Annotated in this window: 21 protein-coding genes; 8 read left to right on the forward strand and 13 right to left on the reverse strand. The window is 49.7% G+C overall.

Translation table 11 applies throughout. From position 1 onward, the window contains the following. The 4 genes from ACZ5DR_RS04095 to ACZ5DR_RS04110 all read right to left on the reverse strand — a co-directional run bounded on the left by ACZ5DR_RS04095 (nt 1) and on the right by ACZ5DR_RS04110 (nt 4,293). Nucleotides 1-960 carry a carbohydrate ABC transporter permease gene (locus ACZ5DR_RS04095; protein WP_377366404.1) on the reverse strand — a complete coding sequence of 320 codons (960 nt, stop codon included), beginning with the start codon at nt 958-960 and terminating at the stop codon, nt 1-3. Nucleotides 961-965: 5 nt separating this feature from the next. After that, nucleotides 966-1,832, reverse strand: a complete 867-nt coding sequence (locus ACZ5DR_RS04100; protein WP_377366403.1) for a carbohydrate ABC transporter permease — start codon at nt 1,830-1,832, stop codon at nt 966-968. Nucleotides 1,833-1,899: 67 nt separating this feature from the next. Beyond that, nucleotides 1,900-3,258 (reverse strand): ABC transporter substrate-binding protein, encoded by a 1,359-nt coding sequence (locus ACZ5DR_RS04105; RefSeq protein ID WP_377366402.1) that lies wholly within the window; start codon nt 3,256-3,258, stop codon nt 1,900-1,902. A gap of 42 nt (nt 3,259-3,300) precedes the next feature. Beyond that, nucleotides 3,301-4,293 (reverse strand): LacI family DNA-binding transcriptional regulator, encoded by a 993-nt coding sequence (locus ACZ5DR_RS04110; protein ID WP_377366401.1) that lies wholly within the window; start codon nt 4,291-4,293, stop codon nt 3,301-3,303. Nucleotides 4,294-4,597: 304 nt separating this feature from the next. Here ACZ5DR_RS04110 and ACZ5DR_RS04115 point away from each other — a divergent pair, with 304 nt between their 5' ends. Continuing rightward, nucleotides 4,598-5,551 carry a sensor domain-containing diguanylate cyclase gene (locus ACZ5DR_RS04115; RefSeq protein WP_377366400.1) on the forward strand — a complete coding sequence of 318 codons (954 nt, stop codon included), beginning with the start codon at nt 4,598-4,600 and terminating at the stop codon, nt 5,549-5,551. Here the strand turns inward: ACZ5DR_RS04115 and lhpI are convergent. Further along, on the reverse strand, nt 5,535-7,208 hold the full coding sequence (gene lhpI, locus ACZ5DR_RS04120) for a cis-3-hydroxy-L-proline dehydratase (RefSeq protein WP_377366399.1): 1,674 nt from the start codon (nt 7,206-7,208) through the stop codon (nt 5,535-5,537). The two genes, ACZ5DR_RS04115 and lhpI, sit on opposite strands and share 17 nt — an antisense overlap. A 147-nt stretch (nt 7,209-7,355) precedes the next feature. Between lhpI and ACZ5DR_RS04125 the strand changes: the two genes are divergently transcribed. The 3 genes from ACZ5DR_RS04125 to ypfH all read left to right on the forward strand — a co-directional run bounded on the left by ACZ5DR_RS04125 (nt 7,356) and on the right by ypfH (nt 9,852). Then, nucleotides 7,356-8,069: an AraC family transcriptional regulator gene (locus tag ACZ5DR_RS04125; protein ID WP_377366398.1), complete on the forward strand. Its 714-nt coding sequence runs from the start codon at nt 7,356-7,358 to the stop codon at nt 8,067-8,069. A gap of 97 nt (nt 8,070-8,166) precedes the next feature. Then, a complete protein-coding gene (locus tag ACZ5DR_RS04130) occupies nt 8,167-9,102 on the forward strand; it encodes a DMT family transporter (RefSeq protein WP_377366397.1) in 936 nt (311 codons plus the stop codon). 129 nt (nt 9,103-9,231) lie between these two features. Further along, nucleotides 9,232-9,852: an esterase gene (gene ypfH, locus ACZ5DR_RS04135; protein ID WP_377366396.1), complete on the forward strand. Its 621-nt coding sequence runs from the start codon at nt 9,232-9,234 to the stop codon at nt 9,850-9,852. Here the strand turns inward: ypfH and ACZ5DR_RS04140 are convergent. Further along, nucleotides 9,849-10,502, reverse strand: coding sequence for a glutathione S-transferase family protein (locus ACZ5DR_RS04140; protein ID WP_464543863.1), 654 nt, complete (start codon nt 10,500-10,502; stop codon nt 9,849-9,851). The two genes, ypfH and ACZ5DR_RS04140, sit on opposite strands and share 4 nt — an antisense overlap. A gap of 126 nt (nt 10,503-10,628) precedes the next feature. On the opposite strand from ACZ5DR_RS04140, the gene ACZ5DR_RS04145 reads away from it, so the two are divergent. Beyond that, nucleotides 10,629-11,474 carry a LysR family transcriptional regulator gene (locus tag ACZ5DR_RS04145; RefSeq protein WP_377366394.1) on the forward strand — a complete coding sequence of 282 codons (846 nt, stop codon included), beginning with the start codon at nt 10,629-10,631 and terminating at the stop codon, nt 11,472-11,474. Here the strand turns inward: ACZ5DR_RS04145 and ACZ5DR_RS04150 are convergent. Continuing rightward, nucleotides 11,471-12,370 carry a LysR family transcriptional regulator gene (locus tag ACZ5DR_RS04150; RefSeq protein ID WP_377366393.1) on the reverse strand — a complete coding sequence of 300 codons (900 nt, stop codon included), beginning with the start codon at nt 12,368-12,370 and terminating at the stop codon, nt 11,471-11,473. The genes ACZ5DR_RS04145 and ACZ5DR_RS04150 overlap by 4 nt on opposite strands. Before the next feature lie 109 nt (nt 12,371-12,479). Here ACZ5DR_RS04150 and ACZ5DR_RS04155 point away from each other — a divergent pair, with 109 nt between their 5' ends. Continuing rightward, nucleotides 12,480-13,205, forward strand: a complete 726-nt coding sequence (locus ACZ5DR_RS04155; protein WP_377366392.1) for a sulfite exporter TauE/SafE family protein — start codon at nt 12,480-12,482, stop codon at nt 13,203-13,205. Nucleotides 13,206-13,251: 46 nt separating this feature from the next. Here ACZ5DR_RS04155 and rarD read toward each other — a convergent pair whose 3' ends face one another. The 4 genes from rarD to ACZ5DR_RS04175 all read right to left on the reverse strand — a co-directional run bounded on the left by rarD (nt 13,252) and on the right by ACZ5DR_RS04175 (nt 18,193). Beyond that, complete coding sequence (gene rarD / locus ACZ5DR_RS04160; protein ID WP_377366391.1) at nt 13,252-14,148, reverse strand: EamA family transporter RarD; 897 nt, start codon at nt 14,146-14,148, stop codon at nt 13,252-13,254. Between the two features lie 130 nt (nt 14,149-14,278). Beyond that, nucleotides 14,279-16,642: an ATP-binding protein gene (locus ACZ5DR_RS04165; RefSeq protein ID WP_377366390.1), complete on the reverse strand. Its 2,364-nt coding sequence runs from the start codon at nt 16,640-16,642 to the stop codon at nt 14,279-14,281. Nucleotide 16,643: 1 nt separating this feature from the next. After that, a complete protein-coding gene (locus ACZ5DR_RS04170; RefSeq protein ID WP_377366388.1) occupies nt 16,644-17,471 on the reverse strand; it encodes a substrate-binding periplasmic protein in 828 nt (275 codons plus the stop codon). Next, nucleotides 17,468-18,193, reverse strand: a complete 726-nt coding sequence (locus ACZ5DR_RS04175; RefSeq protein WP_377366387.1) for a response regulator — start codon at nt 18,191-18,193, stop codon at nt 17,468-17,470. The genes ACZ5DR_RS04170 and ACZ5DR_RS04175 overlap by 4 nt, the downstream gene beginning before the upstream one ends. Before the next feature lie 552 nt (nt 18,194-18,745). On the opposite strand from ACZ5DR_RS04175, the gene nhaC reads away from it, so the two are divergent. Beyond that, a complete protein-coding gene (gene nhaC, locus ACZ5DR_RS04180) occupies nt 18,746-20,266 on the forward strand; it encodes a Na+/H+ antiporter NhaC (protein ID WP_377366386.1) in 1,521 nt (506 codons plus the stop codon). An 80-nt stretch (nt 20,267-20,346) separates the two neighbouring features. Here the strand turns inward: nhaC and ACZ5DR_RS04185 are convergent, their stop codons facing one another. Continuing rightward, entirely contained in the window at nt 20,347-21,660 is a 1,314-nt protein-coding gene (locus tag ACZ5DR_RS04185; RefSeq protein WP_377366385.1) for a Na+/H+ antiporter NhaC family protein, read from the reverse strand. Nucleotides 21,661-21,890: 230 nt separating this feature from the next. After that, nucleotides 21,891-23,807, reverse strand: coding sequence for an FAD-dependent monooxygenase (locus ACZ5DR_RS04190; RefSeq protein WP_377366384.1), 1,917 nt, complete (start codon nt 23,805-23,807; stop codon nt 21,891-21,893). 96 nt (nt 23,808-23,903) lie between these two features. Between ACZ5DR_RS04190 and ACZ5DR_RS04195 the strand changes: the two genes are divergently transcribed. After that, nucleotides 23,904-24,824: a LysR family transcriptional regulator gene (locus ACZ5DR_RS04195; protein ID WP_377366383.1), complete on the forward strand. Its 921-nt coding sequence runs from the start codon at nt 23,904-23,906 to the stop codon at nt 24,822-24,824. Nucleotides 24,825-24,883 lie beyond the last annotated feature (59 nt).

Below are 24,883 nucleotides of genomic sequence, written 5' to 3' on the forward strand. Positions count from 1 at the left end.
TTATCCTTTTACACCGCCGTCTGTTAAGCCCCCTGACAAGTAACGATTAGCCAACATAAAGCAAATCACCACTGGCAATAGGGTCAACATAGACGCCGCCATAATGCGGTCCCAAATGGCGTTTTTAGAGGTAAACAGGGTTTGCAATGCCAACGGCAAGGTATGGAAATCTTGGTACTGTTTCAAAAACACTGACGCGAATAAATACTCATTCCACGCAATCACAAAACAGTAGATAAACACGGTAAACAACATGGGCTTAGAGAGGGGCAAAATGATTCGCCAGAATGCTTCCACCCGAGAGCAGCCATCCATCATGGCCGCTTCTTCTAAGGAAAAGGGAATGGTGCGAAAGTAATTCCCCAGCATATACATGGCCACCGGCATGGTCTGAATCAAATAGATCAAGAACAAGCTGAAGATGGTCCCTGCAGAGCTAGAAGCCAAGCCCACACTCACGCTCATTTGATATAAGGGCACCATCAGCAATACGCCCCCCACCATGTACACAAACAAAACCCCGTTGGCCATCAAGGACTGACCGGGGAACCGTAAGCGAGCGATAGCATAGGCAGCAAGAGAGGCTAAAAAGGTGGCACAGATACCCGTCACAAAAGAAATCACGAAGGTATTCAACATGTAACGCCCAAACGGAAAGACGCTCTCAGTGGACGTAAATTTGGCTAGGATCGCCTGCCGCTGGGCATCCGATAAAGCAGGGTTTTCCAGCAGTCTCTGAATGCTCGCGGGCACCTCCACTTCCTGGGCGGGCATCAACCCCAAAAGCTCTTTGTAGGCATCCAGATGCAATACTCTGGGGATCAGAGAAGGGTTCCCCCAGTCGATGGGATGTTTCAAAGAGGTGGATAAAATTTGTAAAAATGGAAATAGGCAAAACAATACGAGCAGCAAAACCAGCCCATACAGAATCACCGATTGCAAAGGTGTTCGTCTGTTCATTGTCATCACCACTTCAGCACTTTGCGAACGTATAGCCAGATCAAACCGACCAATACCAGCAGTTGAATAACAGAAATCGCTGCGGCCATACCTTGATCCACAATGCCAGCGAAGGCTTGGTAGTAGGTAAATATGGGCAGTGTTTCAACATTAGGCGCCAGCAGATACACATCCTCAAAGCGATTTAAATTCCAAATCACCCGCAACAGAATCACAGTCGCAAGGACAAAACGAATCTCCGGCAAGGTCACGTGCCAAAAGCGCCCAAGGGCATTTTGCCCATCAATCGCGGCCGCCTCATAAAGCTCTTTGGGGACACTTTGTAATTTGGCCAGTAGCAACAAATACGCGATAGGGAAGTGCTTCCAAATATCGAATAGAATCACCACAAACAAAGCGGAATCCGGCTCTCCAATCCAGTTGGTGCGTGTCTGAGTCAGCTGCATCACATCCACCACGAGATGGTTAAAAATGCCGTTCACTGGATCAAAGATGAACTGCCAACCAAACACCACACTGATCACAGGAGCGAAGTAAGGCAGCAGAATCAAGCCCCGAGCCATATTGCGCCCGCGGAATTCCTGATTCATCAGAATAGCCGCCCCAAGCCCCAATAAGGTGGTGCCCGACACAGTACCAATCAGATAAATGATGGATACGCCTATGGAGTGGTAATAGCGATCATTGCCTAACAGAACACTGTAGTTTTCAAACCCAACAAAGGTTTTCTCCCCGTTGAGCTGCACGTCGAAAAAGCTGAGATAAATGTTGAACAGAATCGGGTACAACACCAGCAAGCCGATGATGCCCACCGCAGGTGCAATCAACTTCAACCCTAACGACGCTTCGTTTTGCTTCAATACCGAAGACATAACGACCTCCTTGTAATGAGCGCCCACCCCACCCGAGGGGTGCAGGGCGCTCTAACTCACAAATGGTTTATTCGCCGACGATGGCTTGCATTTCTTGCTCTGCTTCATCCAAGGCAGCTTGTGGGTCTTGTCCCTCAATGGCGACGCTGTAGACCATGCGGGGAATCACAGACTTGGAGAAGATTTCCCCTGATTTCGGGAAGGTGCGTCCTTCCACTACGGAGAAGGAACGAATGTCCTCAAACCCTGACACGATCTGAGTCATCTTCTCAGGACCGTATAGTTCAAACACACCGTTAGGATCGTTTAAGTACACAGGATCTTCGGCAATGCCTTTTAACATGGGGTTCATGCCACCCGGAGCCATGTGCAAGAAGCTGATGTAACTGGCGGGTTCATACAAGAACTCCATAAACTTAGCCGTAGCCTGCGCTTGCTCATCTGAACCAGCGTCCAAGGCCACTAACCCAGAGATGGTGCCGTAAGACGACGGCGACTTGTGGGTAATAATGGGCGCAAAGCCGGTTTTCTTAACCAACTCAGGGTCAAAGGTACCCCCCACCAAATCTTTAAAGTTCTCCGCTGTCAAAGAGCCTTTGGCCACTTCCGCCAAAGCCAGATCATCCATTATGTAGGACGAGTAAAAGAACATGCCCATTTTGCCCTGCATGTAATAATCTCGGGCTCGCCAGTTTTGTGGTCCCGGCGGGTTGTATTGCGCCAGACGATTGTAAAATTCTAGGGTTTCTAGCATGGCTGGGCTGTTAAACACCAAGTTCCCTTCAGCATCGAATTGTTGCGCATCATTGGACAGTGCCAGTTGAGTAAACACCTGCTCCGTGTAGCTGTCCTGTTTAGTACCGACAAGGATGCCGTATTGATTCGCTCTACGGTCTGTCAAAGCCTCAGCCGCGGCTTCGATGCTTTCCCAAGTGGTCGGCGGCTCCAGTCCGGCCTCTTCGAACCAATCCGTGCGATACCAGATACCTTGGATCCAGCCATGGTACGGCAGGCCGTAATAGGTATTATTGGGGGATTTTAAGGAAGTCAGCGCCCCTTCATGAAAACGTTCCGCGCCGATATCGTTCAGCACTTGTTGGTGCAGATCCGCATCCACGATGCCTTCCTCACCAAACGCCATGATGATTTCTGAGTTCACTTCAATCAGATTAGGCTGAGTGCCTGCCGCCACTGCGGCCGCCATTTGCGTGGCCATCTCGTTCTCATCTACGGGCACCACTTTAACGGAAATACCTTGGTTCAAGGCTTCAAAAGTAGAGGCCAATACCTGAATGGTTTGCATCCGATCCGATTGGGTTTGTGCGGTCCAAAATTCCACCGTGGTGGCCGCCGCAGCAAGGGGGGAAAGCATTAGCCCATTCACCACTAGGGCGCTGGCAACGAGAGTCGATTTGCTAGGTGTCATGTTCGTCTTCCTCTTATTGTTATCCTTCACGGTAAGCAAAGCTTACCCAGACGTTACAACCCCGGGGGACAGCTCGACCTGTAGGTCTTTCACCGGAGTCCCTTGAATGCGCGCCAACACCATGTCAGCCAAACGCTCACCAATCAAATGGGGTGGCGCCTGTTGCAAGCCAATAATGCCGAGACTTGCCCGTTGCTCATCCAAGGGCGTATCACAACCAAGAATGGCCACTTGCCGGTGTTGATCTCCAACACGCAGTGCCGCCATTCCCGCACTGTTGGCTCCCACACTGGTCAGGGCCAACACTGCTGTGATTTCAGGGTACTGAAGAAGCCGCTCAACGCAGGCGAGATAGCAAGCTTCTTCGTCAAAATCCATCTCGATCCAATAATCCGAAGACAAAACCAAACCTTGGGCGGCGGCCTCTTCAGCAATCCCCCGCAAACGCTCCTGCACAAAGAAGTAACGCTTGTCAGGGGCAAGAATCGCCACCTTGTGGTGTCCAAGCTCAGCGAGCTTAGCAATAGCCATGCGCCCCATGTGGTAATTATCTAAATCCAACCACGCAAAATGCTGGGCTAGCTCCATTCGGCCGTAACACACAAAAGGCACATTAAGCTTGAGTAGACGATGCACTTTGGGGTCATTCACCCGCGTGCGTAAAAGAAGAAAGGCATCTTGATCACCGGAGCGAATTAAGCGCTCCAGTTGGCTCAACTCTTCGCGGCCTTGATCAAGGGCTATCACCTGCAGGAGATAGCCATGTTGCTGAAGATGCTGACGGGTTCCCGCTAGCACCTTAGAAAGAATGGGGTCGATTAGTTGCGACTCATGACTTGGCAATAACACACAAACGGACTTCTTCGTTTGCGTCCATTGGGTATTATCATCTCGCTTGAGCTTGTAGCCTAAGGCTTGTGCCGCTTTCCATACCCTCTTTTTTGTCCGAGGGCTGATATCTGGGTAATCATTCAGCGCCCGAGACACCGTAGAGACGGACAAGTCCAGCTGCGTCGCTATATCCTTTATCGACATGGTAACTCTGCACTCTCACCATTCTTATTCTTTTACTGTCTATGATTCAGGCCCATATTGAAAGCCTAAGTGTGCATTTATTGATCGAGCTTAAAGAAGCTAAAGCCGAAAATGTTTCGGTGCAAACATTTATTCGCGCACCAAAAAGACGCGTTTCGCAACATATCCCAGCAAGCTGATAACAAAACAGAACAGTGATTTTTGCACAAAATGCTAGTCTAATTAGATTAGATATTGCTTTGATACCTGTCATTCATGTGCACAAAGCAATGCCAATGCAAGCCCTTTAAAAGAGCCCCCGCTTATGACATCAACAGATATTGAAATAGGGAGCGAGCTAGATCGACCACTTCACCAAGACGTAGCCATCGATCAACCTGATACGGACATTAAACAGCTGATTAGAAACGAAAAATCCGCATGGCACTTTTTATTTGAAAGTACCCGTGACCCTGTTGCTTTGGTGAATATGCAAGGGGAAGCTGTGGACATTAACCAAGCTTTTCTGGACCTGTTGCACTACCAACGGGAAGAAGTTTATGACATGCACATATGGGATTGGGATGCAGATTTTTCCAAGCCCGAAATCATTCGCTTATTGACCGAAATCGATTTTGAAGGGGTTACCTTTGAAACGCGACATCGCCGAAAAGATGGCGTCATACTGAATGTTGAAATCAGTAGCAACACCACATTTTATGACGATGAACCTCTGTTGCTCTGTATTTGCCGAGATATTACCGAGAAAAAACGTCGCGACCTTGAATTGCAAGAGCTGGTCTCGAAAGACCCTCTCACAGGCCTGCTGAACCGTCGCGAATTCACCTATTTACTCAAAGATGCCCTCCATAAAAGCAACACTGGTACGATCCAATCCTCCATTTTGTTATTGGACTTAGACCACTTCAAGAGCATCAACGACGAGTTTGGCCACCTAGTGGGTGACCGGGTACTGACTTATGTTGCCGGTCTTATGAAAGAGCTAACCACTCAGCGTTATCATGTTGCTCGATGGGGAGGCGAAGAGTTCACCCTATTGCTACCCGATGTAACCAAACAAGATGCCATTATGTTTGCCGAGCAGCTGCGTCAAGCAATCACTGTTGCATCACCAGAGGGATTACCCCCTGTGACCGCCAGTATCGGCGTGGCCACCAGCTACCAAACGGACGATTTTAACAGCCTGTTTAAACGGGTTGACGATGCTATGTACCTGGCGAAACGTTCTGGACGCAACTGCGTTATGCCAACCAGCTAGGCATATTTGAAGGCGATCGGCCCGTCATGGCCGCTGCCACACAGTCCGCTAAGCTACCAAAGCGGATCTCTCGCTGGCTCAAACCTGGACCATAGTGGGCGTACTTACCTGAGTTCGTCATTAGGGTCTGGGTTGCCACAGGGAACACCGGCTCGGAGATAGAACACCAGCACAAGTCCCCGTGAATCTGAAAACCCGCCGATTCGATCTTGCCTACCAAGCCCTCGGCTCTCGCTTGAGTTAAGCTCCCTTGACCCATGGTGATCATGCCCACCACGCCCTCTTTACAGGCTTTCCCCTCCAGTAGTTCAGCCAAATCGCGGCATTCTGACACCGAAAAATGCGGACTCCCTAAGGCCACTAACTGAACTGGAGCCACCTTTGGATTGAACTGTTGCCAAACCCGCTGCAATGACTCTTTATCCGCTTTTACTATCTGGGCCTCAGGCAGAACCTGATCCGCCTCAGGGGTGATGCCCTCCACATGCAACATAGGCGCCCCAGATGTTGTGCCAAAGGCACCACAAAGGGCTTTTAAGTTATCTTCATTTGGGGATAAGTGCGCCACACCACGGATCAGAGGAATACAATCTGGGGCCAAACTGCCCGCTAAGTAGCCCAACATGGGCCAGAAGGCGTCATCCACCGTCTCAAAATACGCCATCTCAATGATACGCTGGGCACTGCGTTGTTCTGTTTGGTACATAGCCGTGGCGGGTGAACGGCCTGTGAGAGCAATGCAGAGATCTAGGAAATCTGGGTGCTTGGCGGTACGCGCCCCCAACACGCTGTTGGCGTAAATCACGGCGTTGGATTCTGCCCAAGCAATGTTCTCGCCCACCTTAGGCGGGTTTTCTAATAGATAAGGTGCGCAAGTAAATGTTGGCTGACAGCCCATATTTAAGTATGCATCGGCTAGGGCTTGGGCCGCCTCGCCAAACCCTTCGTCCATCCCCTGCTGTCGCCATCGAGCATACTCAACGGAGATGGAGTTCATAGTGGTGGGAACGGTGACCTTAGCGCCCATCTCATCAAATACTTGAGCAAAGCGTCGCAAGGCATCTCCCGCATAGATACAACCGTCAATGTGCACTTTCGACACATCTAAAAAGCCCGTAGCGCCTTCGTTCTGGGCCATGGCACACAAGATCTGCATGGCAATACGAACCGCTTCCCCTTGGCCACCAGCGAGTCTATTTTTATCCGCTTCAGTCAGTTGTACTGCCCCTTCTGACGCAGGCTCCAAACCTATTTCGCCCCCTTCAAACAGGATGCGATCGGATTGAATGTGCGCACTAGTCTGCTGGCTTAGCAGATCAAATTCTAAGGCCGAAAGTCGAATCACGGGCAAGGACAAATCAAACACATAATGGGCCACCAATGCCCCTAAGGTCAGAACACTTTCCGCTTCCCGAAAGATCAAAGCGGCAGGGGCATTGCCATTCTGAATCAACTCCAGCAACACACCACTACCGGTACAAGAACCTCGACTGGTTGGCAGCATGACGAGCTTTCCGGCCAGACTCTGTTGGTGCAGCGGATGGTGAGCGTCCACCACTTTGCCCGAAGCCGAATCCACGCCCCCCCAAAAGCTTAAACCTTCTTGTGAACACAATAGGGAACCTTGTGTTTCCCCTGCCACCATTTTACGTGCCATGAATCCTACCTAACTGTTCGTGTTATATTTTGTATGTTGTATCCAAGTTAAGAATGAAACACAACTATGAAGCCAATGTCGCATTACAATATGCCACCGTTGTACCATGACATGACCACTTAACCACCATTATGAGCTGAGCAAGCCATGCAAAACAGCCTAAGCATTCGATCTTACACTCGGCAGAGTCGCACCCATCTGCACGACTACCATCAATTGGTACTGCCTACCCAAGGTGTCATCATGATCGAGATTCCCACCTATCAAGGGGCGGTTGCAGTGGGAGAATGTGTGGTGATTCGTAAGGGGCAGGAGCATCATTTTCGCGCTGATGAATCGGCTCGCTTTGTCGTCGCAGACATGACGGACTTACCCGATCATCTGGCCACCAGCACAGAGCAGGTATTTGCCACCAATGGACCTCTGCAAAGCTTCTTAATGTTTGTGGAGAAACAACTGGCCCATCAGGTACACCCTGATATTGAAGCCTCCTTGTTCCGGTTGTTTAACCAGCTGCTGAACGAACAGAACCTTAACGTGCACATGGACCCGCGAATTCGCAGAGTGCAAACCTATATTTTGGATCATCTGGCTGCGCCCCTTAATATCAACTTGTTGGCCGACCTAGCCCATCTCAGCCCAACCCAGTTTAAGAAGCTGTTTAAAGAAAACACTCAACACAGCCCCTTAAGCTATATAACTGAGCAACGCATGGAGCGAGCTAAAGCCCTGCTCATTCACTCAGACATCCCCATTCGTTTGGTAGCTGAGCAAGTAGGCTACGGGGATTTCTCTGCCTTCAGCCGACGTTTTCGACAACATTTTGGTGTCTCCCCTAGAGAGCTATCGGTGCCCCATTAGAAACAGCCAATCACCCTAACAAAGCGTCCGATCTGCACAAAATTAAGCTCTAATTCATCGTATGCTATGGGTCTAACGTCATTCACTAGGTTACATCATGTCTACCATTACACAGGCATCCCCTGGGACCCAGATGGGTCATATTGCCATCCTGATTGCGTCTTTTTTGTGGGGCACCACAGGAACTGTCGCAAGCCTTGCCCCAGCCATTAGCCCATTGGCGATTGGCGCTTTTGCCATGGGCATTGGCGGCCTGCTACAAGCCCTCGTAGCAATGAAAAACTTACAGCAAGACAGAAGTCTACTTTGGCAACATCGACGCTTGGTGGTATTGGGGGCATTAGGAATAGCCACCTATCCATTGGCATTTTACAGCTCCATGCACCTTGCAGGGGTGGCCATAGGTACCGTGGTCACCATCGGCAGTGCGCCCTTTTTTACCGCCTTATTGGAATGGCTCATCAGCAAAAAAAGCCCCGTGACAACTCGATGGCTAATCAGTCTTTCCCTAGGCATTACCGGCATATTGCTACTGGCATTTTCTAACGATGCCAGTACTTATCACACCAGCACCCAAGACACCCTTGTAGGCATTATATTGGGCTTGGTGGCGGGCTTGGCTTATGCCTTATATGCCTGGATTGGCAAACATTTGATTGAGGCAGGCATTCACTCGAAAGCTTCTATCAGCAGCATGTTTGGGGTCAGTGCCTTGGTCTTACTGCCATCACTTTGGTTCACTGGAGATCATCTGTTTGCGGATCTACACAATGCCTCCGTAGCACTCTATATGGCCATTGTGCCCATGTTTCTTGGCTATGTGTTATTCAGTTTTGGACTGAAAACCACCCATGCCAGCACCGCCACCATCCTGACACTGTTCGAGCCGGTCGTCGCGGCAATGTTCGCCGTCACCATTGTGGGAGAGCACATTACTACTTGGGGATGGATTGGGATGTTGCTGATCGGCGTGTGCCTAGTCTTACAAACTTGGAAACAAAACACCCAAGCCCTTCAACCCAGCTTGGATTGATTAAGCACAGCAAGGAAAAAAGTTCCCAGCTCATTATTGCGATTTAAGAAATAGACTGTTCGGTTTTTAGCTATTTATTCATTAAACCGATGGCATTACAGTGGCGTCACTGTTTTACAGGAGTTATCCATGAGCCACTCTCTTATCATTCAAAAGCCGGTTGTTGCGAACCGATTAATCCTGTTATTCCACGGCGTGGGCGCCAATCCTAACAGTCTTGCACCGCTTGGTCGTTGGCTGGCGGATGCTCTAGATCGCGCAATGATCGTCGCTGTGGCAGCCCCGGATCGTTTTGATTTTGGTGAGGGTTTTCAATGGTTCTCCATTAAGGAAGTCACCGAAGATAATCGCTTGGAGCGCATCAAAACCGCCATGCCAGCCTTTATTAAGACGGTGCATGAGTGGCAAGCCACCGCAAACGTGGGGGCAGAAGACACGGCTATCGTTGGCTTTTCGCAAGGGGCCATTATGGCGTTGTCTTCGACACAATTAGAGAACACTCAGTTGGCACGAGAAGTCGTATCACTCTCTGGTCGATTTGCCGTGCAACCAACGCAAAAGCCAGCAGGCACCAGTGTGCACTTCTTACATGGCACTAAAGACCCTGTTATTCCCGTGATCCACGCGGAGCAAGGCTTTAACTGGCTTGAGGCCTTAGGTGCCAGCACCACACTGGAAACCTTCGACGGCCTCGCACACAGTATCAGCCAAGCAGAAGCCGAGCATTTATTGGCATTGTTGAAGGGTTAGATCGGCTCACCCGCTTCGTCTTCTTCCACCACATCGGTTTCGGTTAGAGCATCCGCGAGCCAACGCTTCATTGCTGGGTGTGCCAACATGGTTTGTTGGTACGCCTTGGCGGCATCAGACAGCTCTACCCCGTAGGTCACAAAACGGAAGACCACTGGGGCAAAGAACACATCCGCCAAACTGAATTCACCAAACAAGTACTCACCCTGGTCTGCGTACGGTAGGCGCTTTTCCCCCCAGATGGCATCAATGGCGGCAATGTCTTTGCGCACCGCATCATCGATTGCCACATGGCGACGAGCACGACAGTTCATAGGCATGGCACTGCGTACCGCGGAATACCCACAATGCATTTCTGCTACCGTGGCACGGGCCACTGCTCGAGCGGCTCGATCCGCTGGCCAGCCCTTGCCATCTAAGTAGGTTTCATTCACATATTCCGCAATAGCGAGGGAATCCCAAACACTGAGGTCACCATCCACCAACACAGGCACCTTTTTAACCGGTGTGTATTGCGCCAAGGTATCGTAGAAGGTGTCCGTAAACAGGGGCAGTTTCACTTCTTCAAATGGCACACCAAACGCTTCTAGCGCCAGCCAGCCACGCAAAGACCAAGAAGAGTAATTTTTGTTTGCGATGATGAGTTTCATGGGCATTTCCAATTCCTTGTGATGTAAATGACAGCTCAATCATTGTGCAACCTTGCTATTCATTTGACTAACGAATACTTTTGAAGAATCTCTTTCGATTTACGAATAGGTTTAGCAAGACTCATCATGGATATTGATGCATTAAGAAGTTTCATCGCTTTCGTCGATACGGGCAGTTTCACCCGAGCAGCCAAACAAACGTTCCGCTCCCAGAGCGCCATCAGCATGCAAATGAAAAAGCTGGAGGAAGACACTGGGCAGCCCTTGTTTGTTAAGGAAGGCCGTAATGTGGCACTGACCGAACGGGGACAAGAGCTGGTGAGCTATGCACGCCGGATACTCTCGTTACACGACGAGGCCGTCAGTCACTTTAAACACTCTACCCACCATCGCCCCTTGGTGATGGGCTGCCCAGATGATTATGCAGAATCCATATTACCCACGGTCACCGCTTTGATTCGTGAACTACTGCCTAACCAAGCGTTTAAAATCGTCTGTGATTGCAGCACGGAATTACGCCTAATGTTGGATGCTGGGAAGATCGACATAGCCATACTTACCCGAGCACCGGACGCCGAAGAAGGGTATCTGCTAAAACATGACCGAGGGGTCTGGGTCTACGGTAGCGACCCAAGCGTCCTCGAGCAGAGCCCGTTACCACTGGTACTTTATGAGCCAGATTGTAAGTTTCACAGCGCCGCCATTGATGGCATGGAAAAGCAAGAAAGGGACTATTCCCTGATGGTCAGCTCATCCAGCGCCACGGCGATTAAAAGCTTGCTGCGACGGGGCATAGGCGTCAGTGCTATGGCCGTGTCGAGCGTGTCACATGGCATCAACATCGTTCAGGACAATCACTGGCCAGCCCTACCCGCGGTAGACATAGTATTGTCCGTGGCCCCAGTGCCTCACCCTGCGTTCGGGGTCAACCTAGCAGCTAAAATCAGCCAAAGGTTTTTACAAGAGCATTAGGCGTCGGAACCGGAGGATTTGAGGGTGTTTTTCACGTAACGCCAAAAGACATTGGCCTCATGACTCAAGGTCTTGTTGCGTAAGCGGATCATAAACAAGGGGAACTGACTATGGGAGGTAAAGTTCTCCACATCCATCAACACCAACCGTCCTTCCTCTAGGGAATCCTTAATCATGTAATGGGGAATCCGCGACCAACCCAAGCCCGCCTGCACTAGGGTTTTCTTCACTTGAAAGTCGTTCACATGCCAGCGTTTCCCGGTGGGCAGTACAAACCTATGTTCATGCTCCGCACCGGATCGACTGACCAAGATTTGTGGCAGGGAGTACAGGGCCTGTTGCTTAACTTTTTGCGCCCCTGCTTGCAGTCCAGGTAACAAGTCCGGGTGGACGACACAGTTCATTTCTAACTTGCCCACTTCCACAAAGATGTGTCGGTCATCCAAGCCATAGCTGGGGCCAATGGCAATATCAGAACGCTCTTTGATTAAGTGATCCTGCACCCCATGAAGGTGGTCTGAAGTGACTTCTAAGGCGATATTAGGAGCATACTCTTGAAAGCCTTTAAGCAACGCCACGATCTGATCCGTTAACCCCATTTGGCTCACACACAAACGCAGGGGCTGCTCGGCTCCTAACGCCAAATGATGGCCTAAACTCTCCAGCTGGTTTGCCTGTAGCATGAGCTTCTTACTCTGACGAAAGAAGGCTTCACCTTCAGCCGTGAGGGTGGGTCGGTAACTATCTCGATCCAGCAACTGAATACCATACTGATCTTCCAGCGCTTTCACCGCGGCGCTGATGCTGGGTTGGGTCTTATGGATGATGTCAGCAGCGGCCCGAAAGCTGCCAGTTTCCACCACTGCAATAAAGGCTCTAATCTGATCCAACTTCATAACTTAAACCTTTCATCTTGATCAAAAAACGAAATTATTTTTATTTCATTATTCAGCGTATTCTATAGCCAATCAAGTAACACATCTTATTCATTGAAAGGAGGACCATGTGACCACTGCTCTCGTGGTAATGTTTATCGCCGGTTTGATCACTGGCTTTTCAAAATTTTCGGTAGGCGGAATGGGTCTACTGGTGTTGCCAATCGTGATGATTGCCTTCCCTGGCCCTGAAGCGCTGGGCGTTTTACTGCCTTTGTATTTAATTACTGACGTGATGGCCGTGTACAGCTATCGCAAGAACATCTCTTGGAGCGTGTTAGCACGTTTCTTGCCACTGGGGTTACTCGGTGTCTTAGTGGGGGCTACCCTCTTATCAGGGATGGACTCTGACCAATTCGTCACCCTTCTGGGTGTGATCATTGTCGCCATGATTGCCCTAGGTTTTTATCTGGATGCACGACCAGCCACCTTTATGCAGAAGCCGATTACGGCCTACTCCATGGGTTTTGCTGGGGGCTTAGTGAGTATGGTGGCAAACGCCGCTGGCCCTTTGTTCAGCTTGTTTCTCTTGGAGCAGAAGCTCAGCAAAGAAAGCTATGTGAGTACCCGAGCATGGGGCTTCTTCATCATCAATATTATGAAGTTCCCAATGTACATTGGCTTAGGATTGTTTAGCCAAGAAAGCCTGACTATCTCCACCTATGCACTGCCCGGGTTGATTATCGGTGCCCTAATCGGCTATCACTTTTTGAAGCATGTAAAACCAGCTCACTTCAAATGGCTGATTCGTATCATGTCGACACTGGCTGCCATGAAGCTCATGCTGTTCTCTTAAATCCTGCCTAGATTACAGCACGCCTCTCGCCTAATGCATCAAAGCATTAGGCGTCTGTTTTTAAAGGCGGCTTACGCATGCTGCGAAGGGAGCTAAAGACCAGCACCAGCAAGGCGGCCCAAATCAAACCAAACGTGATGAATTTAGAAGGCGAGAATGTTTCCCCATAGGCAAAAACCGCCAACAAGAAAATCCCACTCGGGCCAATGTACTGGAAGAAACCTAAGGTCACCAAGCTAACCCGATTTGCCGCTGCGGCAAATAACATGAGCGGCACCATGGTCACTGGGCCTGCGGCAAACAAGAGCACATTGGTCCAAAAATCATTGGCAAACATGTTACTCATAGGGTCGCTGGACCACTTCAGCTGCATTAAGGCAAATGGCAACATTAATAGGGTTTCAAGTGCCATTCCTGTGAAACTGTCCACTGCCAGTTTCTTACGCACCAAGCCATAAAATGCAAAAGTGAAGGCAAGAGCCAACGCAATCCACGGCAAACGGCCAAACTGAATCACCTCAAACACCACGGCAGCCACACACAGAGCAGCGGCAATTTGTTTCGCACGATCTAGACGATCTTTAAAAAACACCATGCCGATGATGATGCTGATCAGCGGGTTGATGTAATACCCTAAGCTGGCACTGAGCATTTGGTCGCTGTTGACCGCATAAATGAAGGTGCCCCAGTTTGCCGCGATCAAAGCGGTGGATGCTGCCAACGCCACTAACGACTTTGGAGAACGCAGCACCTTGATAAGCACTGGCAACTTACCCATCACTAGGATCAAGGCAATCACGATCACAAAAGACCAGAGTACGCGATGGGACAAAATGTCCATTGCGCCAATGTCTGAGACAAGCTTGAAGTAAACAGGAGCGATGGCCCACCAGACGTAGGCAGTAATGCCATACGCGAGGCCAGTTTTGGTAGACTGATCCATGGAATTCTTCTTATAAGTAGAGTTTGAACAACTGGTTCAAAAAGAGCATCGACTATAATCTCTAGGGACGATAAAACACACTCCTTTACGTATTTTGCTCTTTTTTTACACGATTGTTTTCATTGGCTTTTTAGGCGTCTTCCAAAACTTGCCCATAGACGGTAACCGTCTTTTGATAAAGGGTCTCTAGGGCATCCAAATCTGCAAGATAATCTCTATGCTCTCCAGCACTGGCCTGTTGCTCAATCTCTCTGAGCGCTTGAGCCACTTGCTGTGCTCCCACAGCATCTGCGTCTCCCGCTAAGCGATGGGCGATCTCAGCCAATTCATAATCGTCACGCTCTTGGTTCATTTCCCTAAGCTCCATCAGCCCCCGTTGTAAGGCTTGAGAGAAAGAGGTCACCAGCTTAGATAGGCGCTGCTTACCTAGGGCCGTCAAATGGGAGCGAATCAGAGTCATGTCGAGCAGATCTTGACCCACTTCAGGCGCCACAGCAATGTCACTGCCATGGGTTTGGGCACGCATCACTTGATGAAGCAGCTCACGACTGAAAGGCTTAGGAATGACGGCCCAGATGCCCGCATCGTGGCATTTTTTCACATTGCTTGGCTGAACATTCGCAGTCAGAGCCACAATCGGTGTCTCTGCATTGAGGCCGCCGCCTCCACGAATCTCCTGCGCCACATCTAAACCGCTCATACCCGGCAAATGAATGTCTAACAGGATCAATTCAAAACGTGTCTCTGCTGTCAGCTTTAATGCCTCTAGGCCGTCTTTCGCCAAGCGGACCCTGTGGCCATCCTGCTGCAATAGCTCAATGGTCACCGCTTGGTTAATCGGCGTATCTTCCACCAATAAGATGGACATGGGAGCCAGAGTTTCATTGGCTTCCACCGGTGGCACAAGAGGCGCTTGATGACGATCCCTCATGGCAGTCAAAGGCACATAGAACCAAAACACACTACCATGACCTTCTTCACTCTCAACGCCGATCTCGCCCCCTAGTAAATGCACCAACTGCGCTGTAATGGCGAGCCCTAAGCCAGTGCCTCCGAAGCGACGGGTAATACTCTCGTCCGCCTGACTAAAACGTTCAAAGATCTGGGCTTGAAACACCTCTGAAATACCGATCCCCGTGTCTTCAATCTCAAACACCACCCCTTCGTTCTGATTATGATCACTGTGAACCGGATCATCTTTCGCTGGAATCACCGAAATCGTGACAACGCCCTTTTCAGTAAATTTGATAGCATTGGACACCAAATTAGACAGAATCTGACGTAAAGCACCGGCGCCACCTTGATAGTAATCATCCAACTCAGGGCTGATGTTGACCCGCACTTGCGTGTCTTGCTCTTGGGCTTGGGCCGAAAACAACAAACAGGTGGAATTCACCAGATCCTGCATTGAAAAAGGCAAGATCTCGGGGCTGTACATGCCCTCTTCTAATCGAGCGTAATCCAGCAAGCCATTTAGGATCTCTAACAGGGCTTCACCGGATTGATAAATGGCCGCCAGTTTTTCCCGACTGTCTTCTGGCTGGGGGGCGCGCTGCAGTAGCTCCACCATGCCTAGGATGCCATTCAATGGGGTTTTGATTTCATGGCTCATGGTCGCCAAGAACTGACTCTTGGCCACGTTGGCTTCTTCTGCCGCTTCTTTTGCCCCTTGTAAACGTTGGGTGCGGCGACGCACTTGTTCTTGCAACTGATCCCGGTGGAAGCGTAGTTCTTCCTCGATACGATCCTTTTGCTTAATGTCCGCAAGGATGGCTTCGCGCATTTCATTCATGGCGTTCACCACCGCATCAATCTCGTCTTCTTGGCCCGTTCGAGCTTTATGAGGCAGCACCAGTTTGAGCTTCAGATTACCCGCGCCAATGGTACGAGTGTAACTGGCCATGTATTCCAAATGTCGCGTCACCATCAGGTGCACGATCAACAGCAACACCAGTCCATTAATCAACACTAACCCACTCTGAAACAAAGCAATTTCTAGAGCGGAGCGGAGCAATCGAGACTGGATCGCCGCCATATCGTGGTACACGGTGAGTTCGCCCAAAAGACGATCCGTTTCCTGCCCCTCGCGGTCCACATAATAAATGGAAAAGGTGGTGCCATAGCCCTCTTCTAAGGTGTCCGGGGGAGTACCCACTACTATGTCCCCATCACTCCAATCCACGGAACGCAGAGTAACCGCATTCACGTTGGAGAAGTTCATGATGCCTTTGAGCTGTAGTAAAAGTTGCTCACTGTCTAGATCCCACAAACCTTTGCGAATCCCTTCAATATGAGAAGAGGTAATAAAGTCCGTTTGCTGCTGCATGGAATCCCGCTCCCGGCGGTACTCGTTGTACACCTGAATACTGGTGGAAATCAGAGCGAGTAACAGACTCAAAGCCAGCAACTTGATAAAGATGCGGTACGCCAACGGGCGGTTTTGCTTGTAACGCACTAGGCTAGAAAACAAGGTGCGGCCAGACCATCGATTCATCTTACTTAGCCTCCTGTGACGGCCTCTGCATGGTACGCAGGTATAGGGTTTTCTGGCGGGCTAACAAGCTAGGAATGATGGCAGGATTTTTTAACAAGCGTTCCAACCGCTCATTCAGCTCTGGTAACCATTTCATTAACGGAGATTTTTTAGAGATGGCCACATACCAGTAATCGTTTACATCAGTAGCCGTATGTCCCACTCGTCCATTTAGCCCTAGCGCGGCGGTTTGTAGCTGCCCAGAGAGCTTCCCCATGGGCACAGCATCGAGACGACCATCGGCAAGCTTAAGTAGGTTTTGATTTTGCGTGGATACCCATTCCAAGTCTGGGTAGGTTTGCAACGCCGCATCGGGGCCATCTCCAAAGCTGTCCCCGCGCATCACACCAATGCGCATACCCGTCAGATTTTCCCAACGGGTAAATTCAAAGGGTGCCCCTATGGGGTAATAAAAGTAGATGGATTCTTCGATGATAGGGGTGTCGAGATAGGTGACAAATTGCAAACGTTCTTCATTGCGAAACCCTGAGATCACATCCACATTACCCAGCTCCACCTCTTTAAGACAGCGACGCCAATTACTGTTTTGTTGATCATCCACTTGCACCCCTAAGGGTAATAACAAGGCTCTAATCAGAGCGGCATTGACCCCTTCCACACGACCATTAGGGGCGATCCAAGACACAGGAGGATAGGCGGGAGTGCCGCAAATACGAACCTTAAGGTCCCCTAGAGAGTCCGAAGAAGTATCTTCCGCCCGACTGACTGAAGATCCGAGTAGCATACCGAGAGCCAAAACATAGGCGGCTGTTCGGCACGTCAAAGTCATGGAGTGTCCGAATGGCTTGGGGTGCTAAGTAAGTAGCCCACCCCATGAACCGTTATGATCAAAGAAGGGCAAGACTCGTCTTCTGCTAACTTGCGGCGAATGCGTCCAATGAGCACATCAATGGTTCGATCCGTGGCATTCCAAGTACGGTTTTTAATGCGATCCATTAGTTGGTCACGGGTTAACGCTACCCCTTCACTCTCAAGCAAGGCCGTCAGCAGTTGGAACTCCCCTTCGGTTAACTGGCTAACACTCTTATCACGACCTACTAAAACCCGACGGGACATATCCAGTTGCCATGTACCTAACTGACGAATAGGCGTTTCTTCCGCAGGTTTTTGTTGCTCCCGCTGCTTGTGCACACGGCGGATGAGGTTTTTGGCTCGAGCGAGCATTTCGCGGGGGTTAAAAGGTTTGCAGACATATTCGTCCGCACCACATTCTAATCCAATGATTCGGTCAATTTCGTCTTGTTTACCCGTGACCAGTATGATCCCCACTTCCGAACGGGAACGCAGCTCACGGGTTAAGGTGAGTCCATCTTTTCCAGGCAAACGTATGTCTAGCAGAACCAAATCAAACTCTTGATCTTGCATCAAGCGCTCGGCTTCTTCAGCGGTATTCACACCATTAACAGAATAGCCTTCCTCGGCAAAGTAACTTTCCAATGTTTCCCGTGTAACACTTGAATCGTCTACGACGAGAATTTTGATATCTGACATCAACATAAGCTATGCACTGCAAAGGGTAAGAAGTTCGAGGTTGCTAGGGGCGCTACGCTGGTTAAGCCGTGTGCTATGCACCTTAGTTTCATAACTATACCAAGTCACTCCACAAAAAATAAGAGCTTCAAAGAACGCACAAATTTAAATGAAATGTAAACAAGAGCACCAGTTATAAACAGTCATTTACAGGCTATTCAAACCCGTCTTAAGGGTTAACTAAGTTACCCCATCTATGGGGTAAAAGAGACGGAGATTTGACAAAATGCCAAGCACTTACAGGCTTACCGCGCCCCAGCATTTTAGACTAGTGACAGTTTTTCACATGACCTCATGCCTTTAAATCGCATCAACTGACAAAATACGTCAAAACAGCCTCGATAATCTGTCACAAATCCGTGAATTGGAGTTCACATTGTTCATACAAAGTATTACGACCTGTTTGCGAATTCATTCTTTCATCCTGCTAAAACGTTAGTCATCGAAAGTGCATCATCATTTTCGGTGGCACTTTATAACAATCACATAACACAAAACCGCAGGAACAAATCTATGGCTAATACCAACTCAAGAACGGCGGAGATGCCTAGCTTAGGGCTAGCATTGATTCCGGTCGTCTTAACACTAGCGCTTCTGGGCGTACAAATTTTTTACTTCGGTGACTTCACCCCGCACATTCCTTTAGCCATTGGTCTAGCGATCACGGCGCTGGTAGGTATTAAACAAGGATTGCGCTGGAAAGACATCGAAGAAGGCATTTTTCACGTTATTCACGTATCCATGCCGTCGGTTTCCGTATTGATCCTTGTGGGTATGATCGTAGGTGTGTGGATTGCCTCAGGTACAGTGCCAACACTGATCTATTATGGTCTAACCATCCTATCGCCACAGGTATTCTTGGCTGCGGCAATGATCCTGTGTTCGGTTGTCTCCCTATCTTTGGGAACCTCTTGGGGGACTGTTGGTACCGTGGGTCTGGCCTTGATGGGCATAGGTGCAGGTTTTGAGATTCCCATGTATTGGACTGCGGGTGCTGTAGTTTCTGGTGCCTTCTTTGGTGACAAGGTATCGCCACTTTCTGATACCACCAACCTAGCGCCTGCGGTGACTGGCACAGATGTGTTCTCCCACATCAAAAACATGATGCCAACCACAGTGCCATCCATGCTAATCGCTTTGGTGATCTACTTGGTGGCAGGGTTCACCTTAATCGATAACGATAACGCTTCCTTCGAGCGTATCAACGCCATCACTACTTCCCTACAAAACAACTTCGAAATCTCTGCTTGGTTGTTACTACCTGCCCTAGTCGTGATCGTCTTGGCTGTTAAACGCATGCCGCCGATCCCTTCTTTGTTTGCGGGTGTACTAACGGGTGCCGCTGTGGCCATGTTCACCCAAGGCGCTGGGGTACACGATGTACTGACTTACGCCAACAGCGGTTACTCTATCCAAACCAGCTCTGATGCCATCAACAGCCTACTCAACCGTGGCGGCATTCAGTCTATGATGTGGACCATTTCTTTGATCCTAATCGCTTTAGGCTTTGGTGGAGCCCTTGAAAAGACCCGCTGTCTAGAAGCCATCATCCGCGCCATCATGTCTAAAGTGGACTCGTTCCGCGGTGTGCAATCTTCTGCCACACTAACGTCTGTAGCGACCAACCTTGTGGCAGGAGACCCGTACCTATCTATCGCCCTACCAGGACGTATGTACGCACCAGTTTACCGTGGTATGAAATACTCTACTTTGAACCTATCCCGTGCCATTGAAGAAGGCGGTACCTTAGTGTCTCCACTGGTGCCATGGAACGCCGGCGGTGCCTTCGTAATTGGAGCCCTAGGTCTGAGCATTGGCAACGGTAACTTTGAAAACTTGTTGTACATCCCTCTGGCCTTTGCGTGTTGGATTTCCCCAGTATTGGGTCTGATCTACGCTCAAATTGGCGCTTTCTCTCCTAAAGCTACGGCAGAAGAGCAAGCACAATGGGAAAAACAAGGGGAAGCCATTGCCGACTACGCAACCGGCTCCGCTAACGAGCAGAACGCATCGGGCGCCTACAGCACTCGATAATGTAATCGGCTCTCAGCCATAAAAAATCCCCGCCAAGGCGGGGATTTTTTGTTTAACCTTTTTGTTCAAGCCAGTGCGCGTTATGCATTGACGCGAGGACGGCCAATCACAATCGAAAGCAAGGCAACCAAAGCCAGCACCCAGCTGTATTGCACATGGGTGATGACCTCAAGCGGCGACAATCCAGCCAAAGAAGATGCCAGTAGAATCTGAGCACCGTATGGGATCAAACCTTGAATCACACAAGAGAAGATATCCAACAAGCTGGCACTGCGGCGAGGATCTACGTTATAGCGCTGTGCCACATCTTTCGCCACGGAGCCGTTAATCAAGATGGCAACCGTATTGTTTGCGGTACATAGATTCGTCAACGCCACAGAAGCACTGATACTCATCTCACCTGCCCGGCGTGAGCCATCTTTTGCACCCAAGGCACGGCTAATCTTTTCGATACTGCGAACGATCCACTCCAGACCACCTTGAGACTTCATCAGCGCCCCTAGACCACCGATCAATAAGGACAAGATCATAATCTCTTGCATGCCGGTGTAGCCCGCGTAGATGTCCTTAGACCATTGCGCCACAGTGTAATCAGCCATGGTCACCAAGCCCAAAATGCCCGCAAGCAAGATGCCGGTGAACAACACTAACAACACGTTTACCCCAAGGATCGCCAATACCAAAACCGCCACATAAGGCAATACCAGCCAGATATTGTAGTCTTCTACCTGTTCAAGCTGTGCTTGGGAGCCTTGGAAGAACAACCAGATCAATACCAGTACTGCCGCTGGTAAAGCGATTTTAAAGTTCATGCGAAACTTATCACGCATGTCACAGCCCTGAGTTCGAGTGGCCGCAATGGTGGTATCAGAGATAATCGACAAGTTATCACCAAACATGGCACCACCAATGACCGCCCCAACAGTGGTCAACAAAGGCAGATCCGTCGCTTCTGCGACGCCAAAGGCAATCGGTGCAATGGCGGCAATGGTGCCCATGGACGTTCCCATAGAGGTCGCCACAAACGCAGTGATCACAAAGATACCCGGCAGAATCAAGCTCGCAGGAATCACACTCAAACCGAAGTTCACGGTGGCATCCACGCCGCCTACCGCTTTCGCGACACTGGCAAAGGCACCCGCCAATAAGTAGATCAATACCATGGTGATAATGGTCTGATCGCCAACGCCCTTCATGAAGGTTTCAATCCGCTCATTCAGTGCGCCACGGCTCAGTAGAATGGCTAACACCAAGGCTGGCAAAATCGCCACAGGGGCTTGGATTTGATAAAAGGCAAAGTCCACGTCTTGGCTCTGATACCAAAGACCGCTGCCCACAAACAGGGCTAAGAAAAGAAGTAATGGCAACAAGGCCAAAGGAGTAGGTTTCGTCATGATTACTGATGTTTCCAGCTTATTTTGCTTTTACGGGGCTTGTGGCCACGATGAAGGCGGCATGATAAGGAAAGTGACTCTGACGCGCCAATATTAAATTGGTCTTTTTAAAACCCTTTTCGTTATAACTAAAAGGACTATTGGTTTACATATACAAATCAATTATGGAATAAAGAAGCATGTAAAAAAACCCAACCTAAGGCTGGGCTTTTTCAACACTTTGCCTAGGATTACTGAGGGACGAGTACCTGCTCAAAATACGCATTCATCCCTGCCAAATCTGTTAACGGCAGGACGGCGGCGACATATTGATCAGGACGTACAATCACTAGGCACCCCTGCTCACGATCAATGCCACGCAAATCATAAATATCAGGCCCTGTTAAGTGATCCGCACAATACACCTTTTCAAAATCTTTCAGCCCCAGTTTGCCCTTTACCGGAGTCAGCAGCGGGTCTAACTGAGACCGCTCTAAGGCATGATGATGACAAGGGAAGATACCCCGCAGGTCAATCACCGAATCCACCTCAGCACCAGCAGGGGTGTATTTCTTCACAGGCGAGTCCCCATGATTCATCATGAAGTCAGCCAACTGACGAACTCCACAGCCCTCGGACATGGGCGCTTGGTTACCGGCAAAAGCATACACCCTGTAAGCACCATTCACCGTATGGCAATGGCCCAATTGCATCGGCTTAGCATCCCCATGACGGATCACTGGGGCCGAATGGAAGCGGAAGCCTACTTTTAATCCCGTTGCCAAGTCTTGATGCTCATTTGAACCGATCACTGAGGATTGGCGATACTGGATCGACACTCCAGCGGTGTAATGCCCAAACAATTTAAAATAGCGCTGAAACTCTGCCGGATCGACTCCGTCAGGGTTTTCCGCCGATTTCGGTTTAGCACTGAACATAGATGACCACTGACGATCAAAGTCGATTAAGGCTTGTCCGTATTCATGTCGTTCTGAAGAGTAAGTGGACAACAAGGACACATCCGCTAAACCACGAAGCACATGAGCTAACTTCCAACCTAGATTCCAGGTATCCATTACCGAGGTATTTAAGCCTTGTCCTGCTTTGGGACTGTGGGTATGGCACGCATCCCCCGCTAAAAAGACCCGTGGAGCGCGCCCTAGTGCACCATCATCAAATGCCGTAGTAATACGCTGACCAATCTCGTACACCGACCACCAAGCCACATCTTTCACGTCCATGGTATAGGGTGCAATGATGCGATTGGCAGCGGCCACTAGAATGTCCGAAGTCATCTCATCCCGTGACACACGCTCGTTTTCCTTGAGCTTATCCAGCTCTACATACACCCGCGCCATATACCCCCCTTCCCGTGGGATAATCAGCATGTTGCCTTCTTTATGGGACTGAATCAGAGACTTAATGCGGATATCAGGGAAGTCCGTGTTCACCAGCACATCCATCACCCCCCAAGCTTGGTTCAAGGCATCGCCCACCAGTGTTTGCCCTATGGCAGAACGCACCCCAGAGCGGGCTCCGTCACAGCCCACCACATACTTGGCTTTTACCGTTTCCACTTCTTTGGTGAACTGGGAATAATTCACCATGCGCTCAAACTGAACAGTCACCGGGTATTCCTCTGTTTCGTCCACGGTTAAACCGAGAAATTTCCGCTGGTAATGGGGCTCTAACTTGTTTGGCGAGTGTTTCATCACCCGCAAGAACTCATCGTGAATGCGGGCTTGGTTGATGATCATATGGGGCATTTCTGACAAATCCTGCTCCACATCCTCCACCTTCCCTGTGCGGGCAATATGGTTTGGATGGGTTGCATCGGGCTTCCAGAACGCCGCTTCGTTCACTTGATACCCTTCTTGCTTGATCTGATCTGCGAAACCATAGGCCTGAAACATTTCCATAGTGCGGCAAGCAATACCATCGGCCTGCCCCACTAACAAACGGTCGTCCTTCAAATCGGCAATGCACACCGAAATATCGCTGAATTGAGACAGCTGCGCTGCAAGATTTAACCCTGCGGGACCACAGCCAACGATCATCACATCTACCTGTTTTGGCATAGGACGCTTAATCGGTGGCGGCACCACTCGATCTTGTGGATCTGAAATACGTGGGTCTCCAGGAAAAAAACCGTCTTGATGGAATTGCATGGCACTGACTCCGATTTGTTATTTTTCTTCACTTTAGAGTAGATTAAATATAAGGAAAAATAGATTTATAGAGCCAGACTAAAAAGAAACGCATACATGAATCCAAACCTACTGAAGCAATTGGCTATCATCATCAAACAGGGCTCCATCTCTGCCGCGGCAGAACAGCTGTTTGTCACCCAACCCACACTCACCCGTGCGATTCAACAGCTAGAGCAAAAAGTCGGCGCACCGGTCCTAAAGCGCACCCGGTATGGGGTTACCCCGACTGAAATTGGGGAGCGGCTGGCCGCCATTGGTGAAAAGATTCTTGCGGAGTCAGAATACAGCAACGAAGTTATCCGCCAGTGGAACAGCGGCTTTCGCAACGAGTTCACCGTGGGCATTGATCCCCTTTGGGAGTATTCTACTGTGGCACAAACTACTCGCCATTTTATCGATGAGCCCAGATTTGCCTTTCACCTTCGCACTGGTTCCGCAGCGGCACAAATCCAACTACTCAAGGAGGAAGAACTGGACTTTTTGTTGGGGCCAGCCCATGTCACTGTTGCCCAAAGCACTTTGTCTCGAACCATAGTTTTCAGAGACCGTTCCGCCATTTTTGCGGGTAAGCACTCTCCTCTGCTACAGCACAAGCAATTGATCGAAGAACCGGTGTTGCAACGACAAAAGTGGTTTGTGGCCGGGGCCAGCGCAGGCTTTATGAACAGCAATCTTCCCATCCAAGACAATGCAGCCAAGATCACCTTTACCAGTAGCATTCGTTCAGTGATCCACCTACTCAATACAACGGATATGTTGGTGTCTTTACCTGCACGATTGGCCTTGATGAGTGGCGAGATCCTCCCAGAACAAATGTTGCTCACAGATGAACGCTTTATGCCGCGACGGGATATTGCATTATGGAGCCGCCAAGAACACAACGAGCGACCGGATTATCAACGCATTCATAATGACATTTTGACCTTTGCCAAGGGTTTAGATGAGCACACACCCACCTATGGTTTAGCCCTATAATCAGACACAAAAAAGCCCAGCAGCTGCTGGGCTTTTCTAGCTAAAGTGCTATTGCAAAG

This window comes from Marinomonas vaga (genome assembly GCF_055388305.1).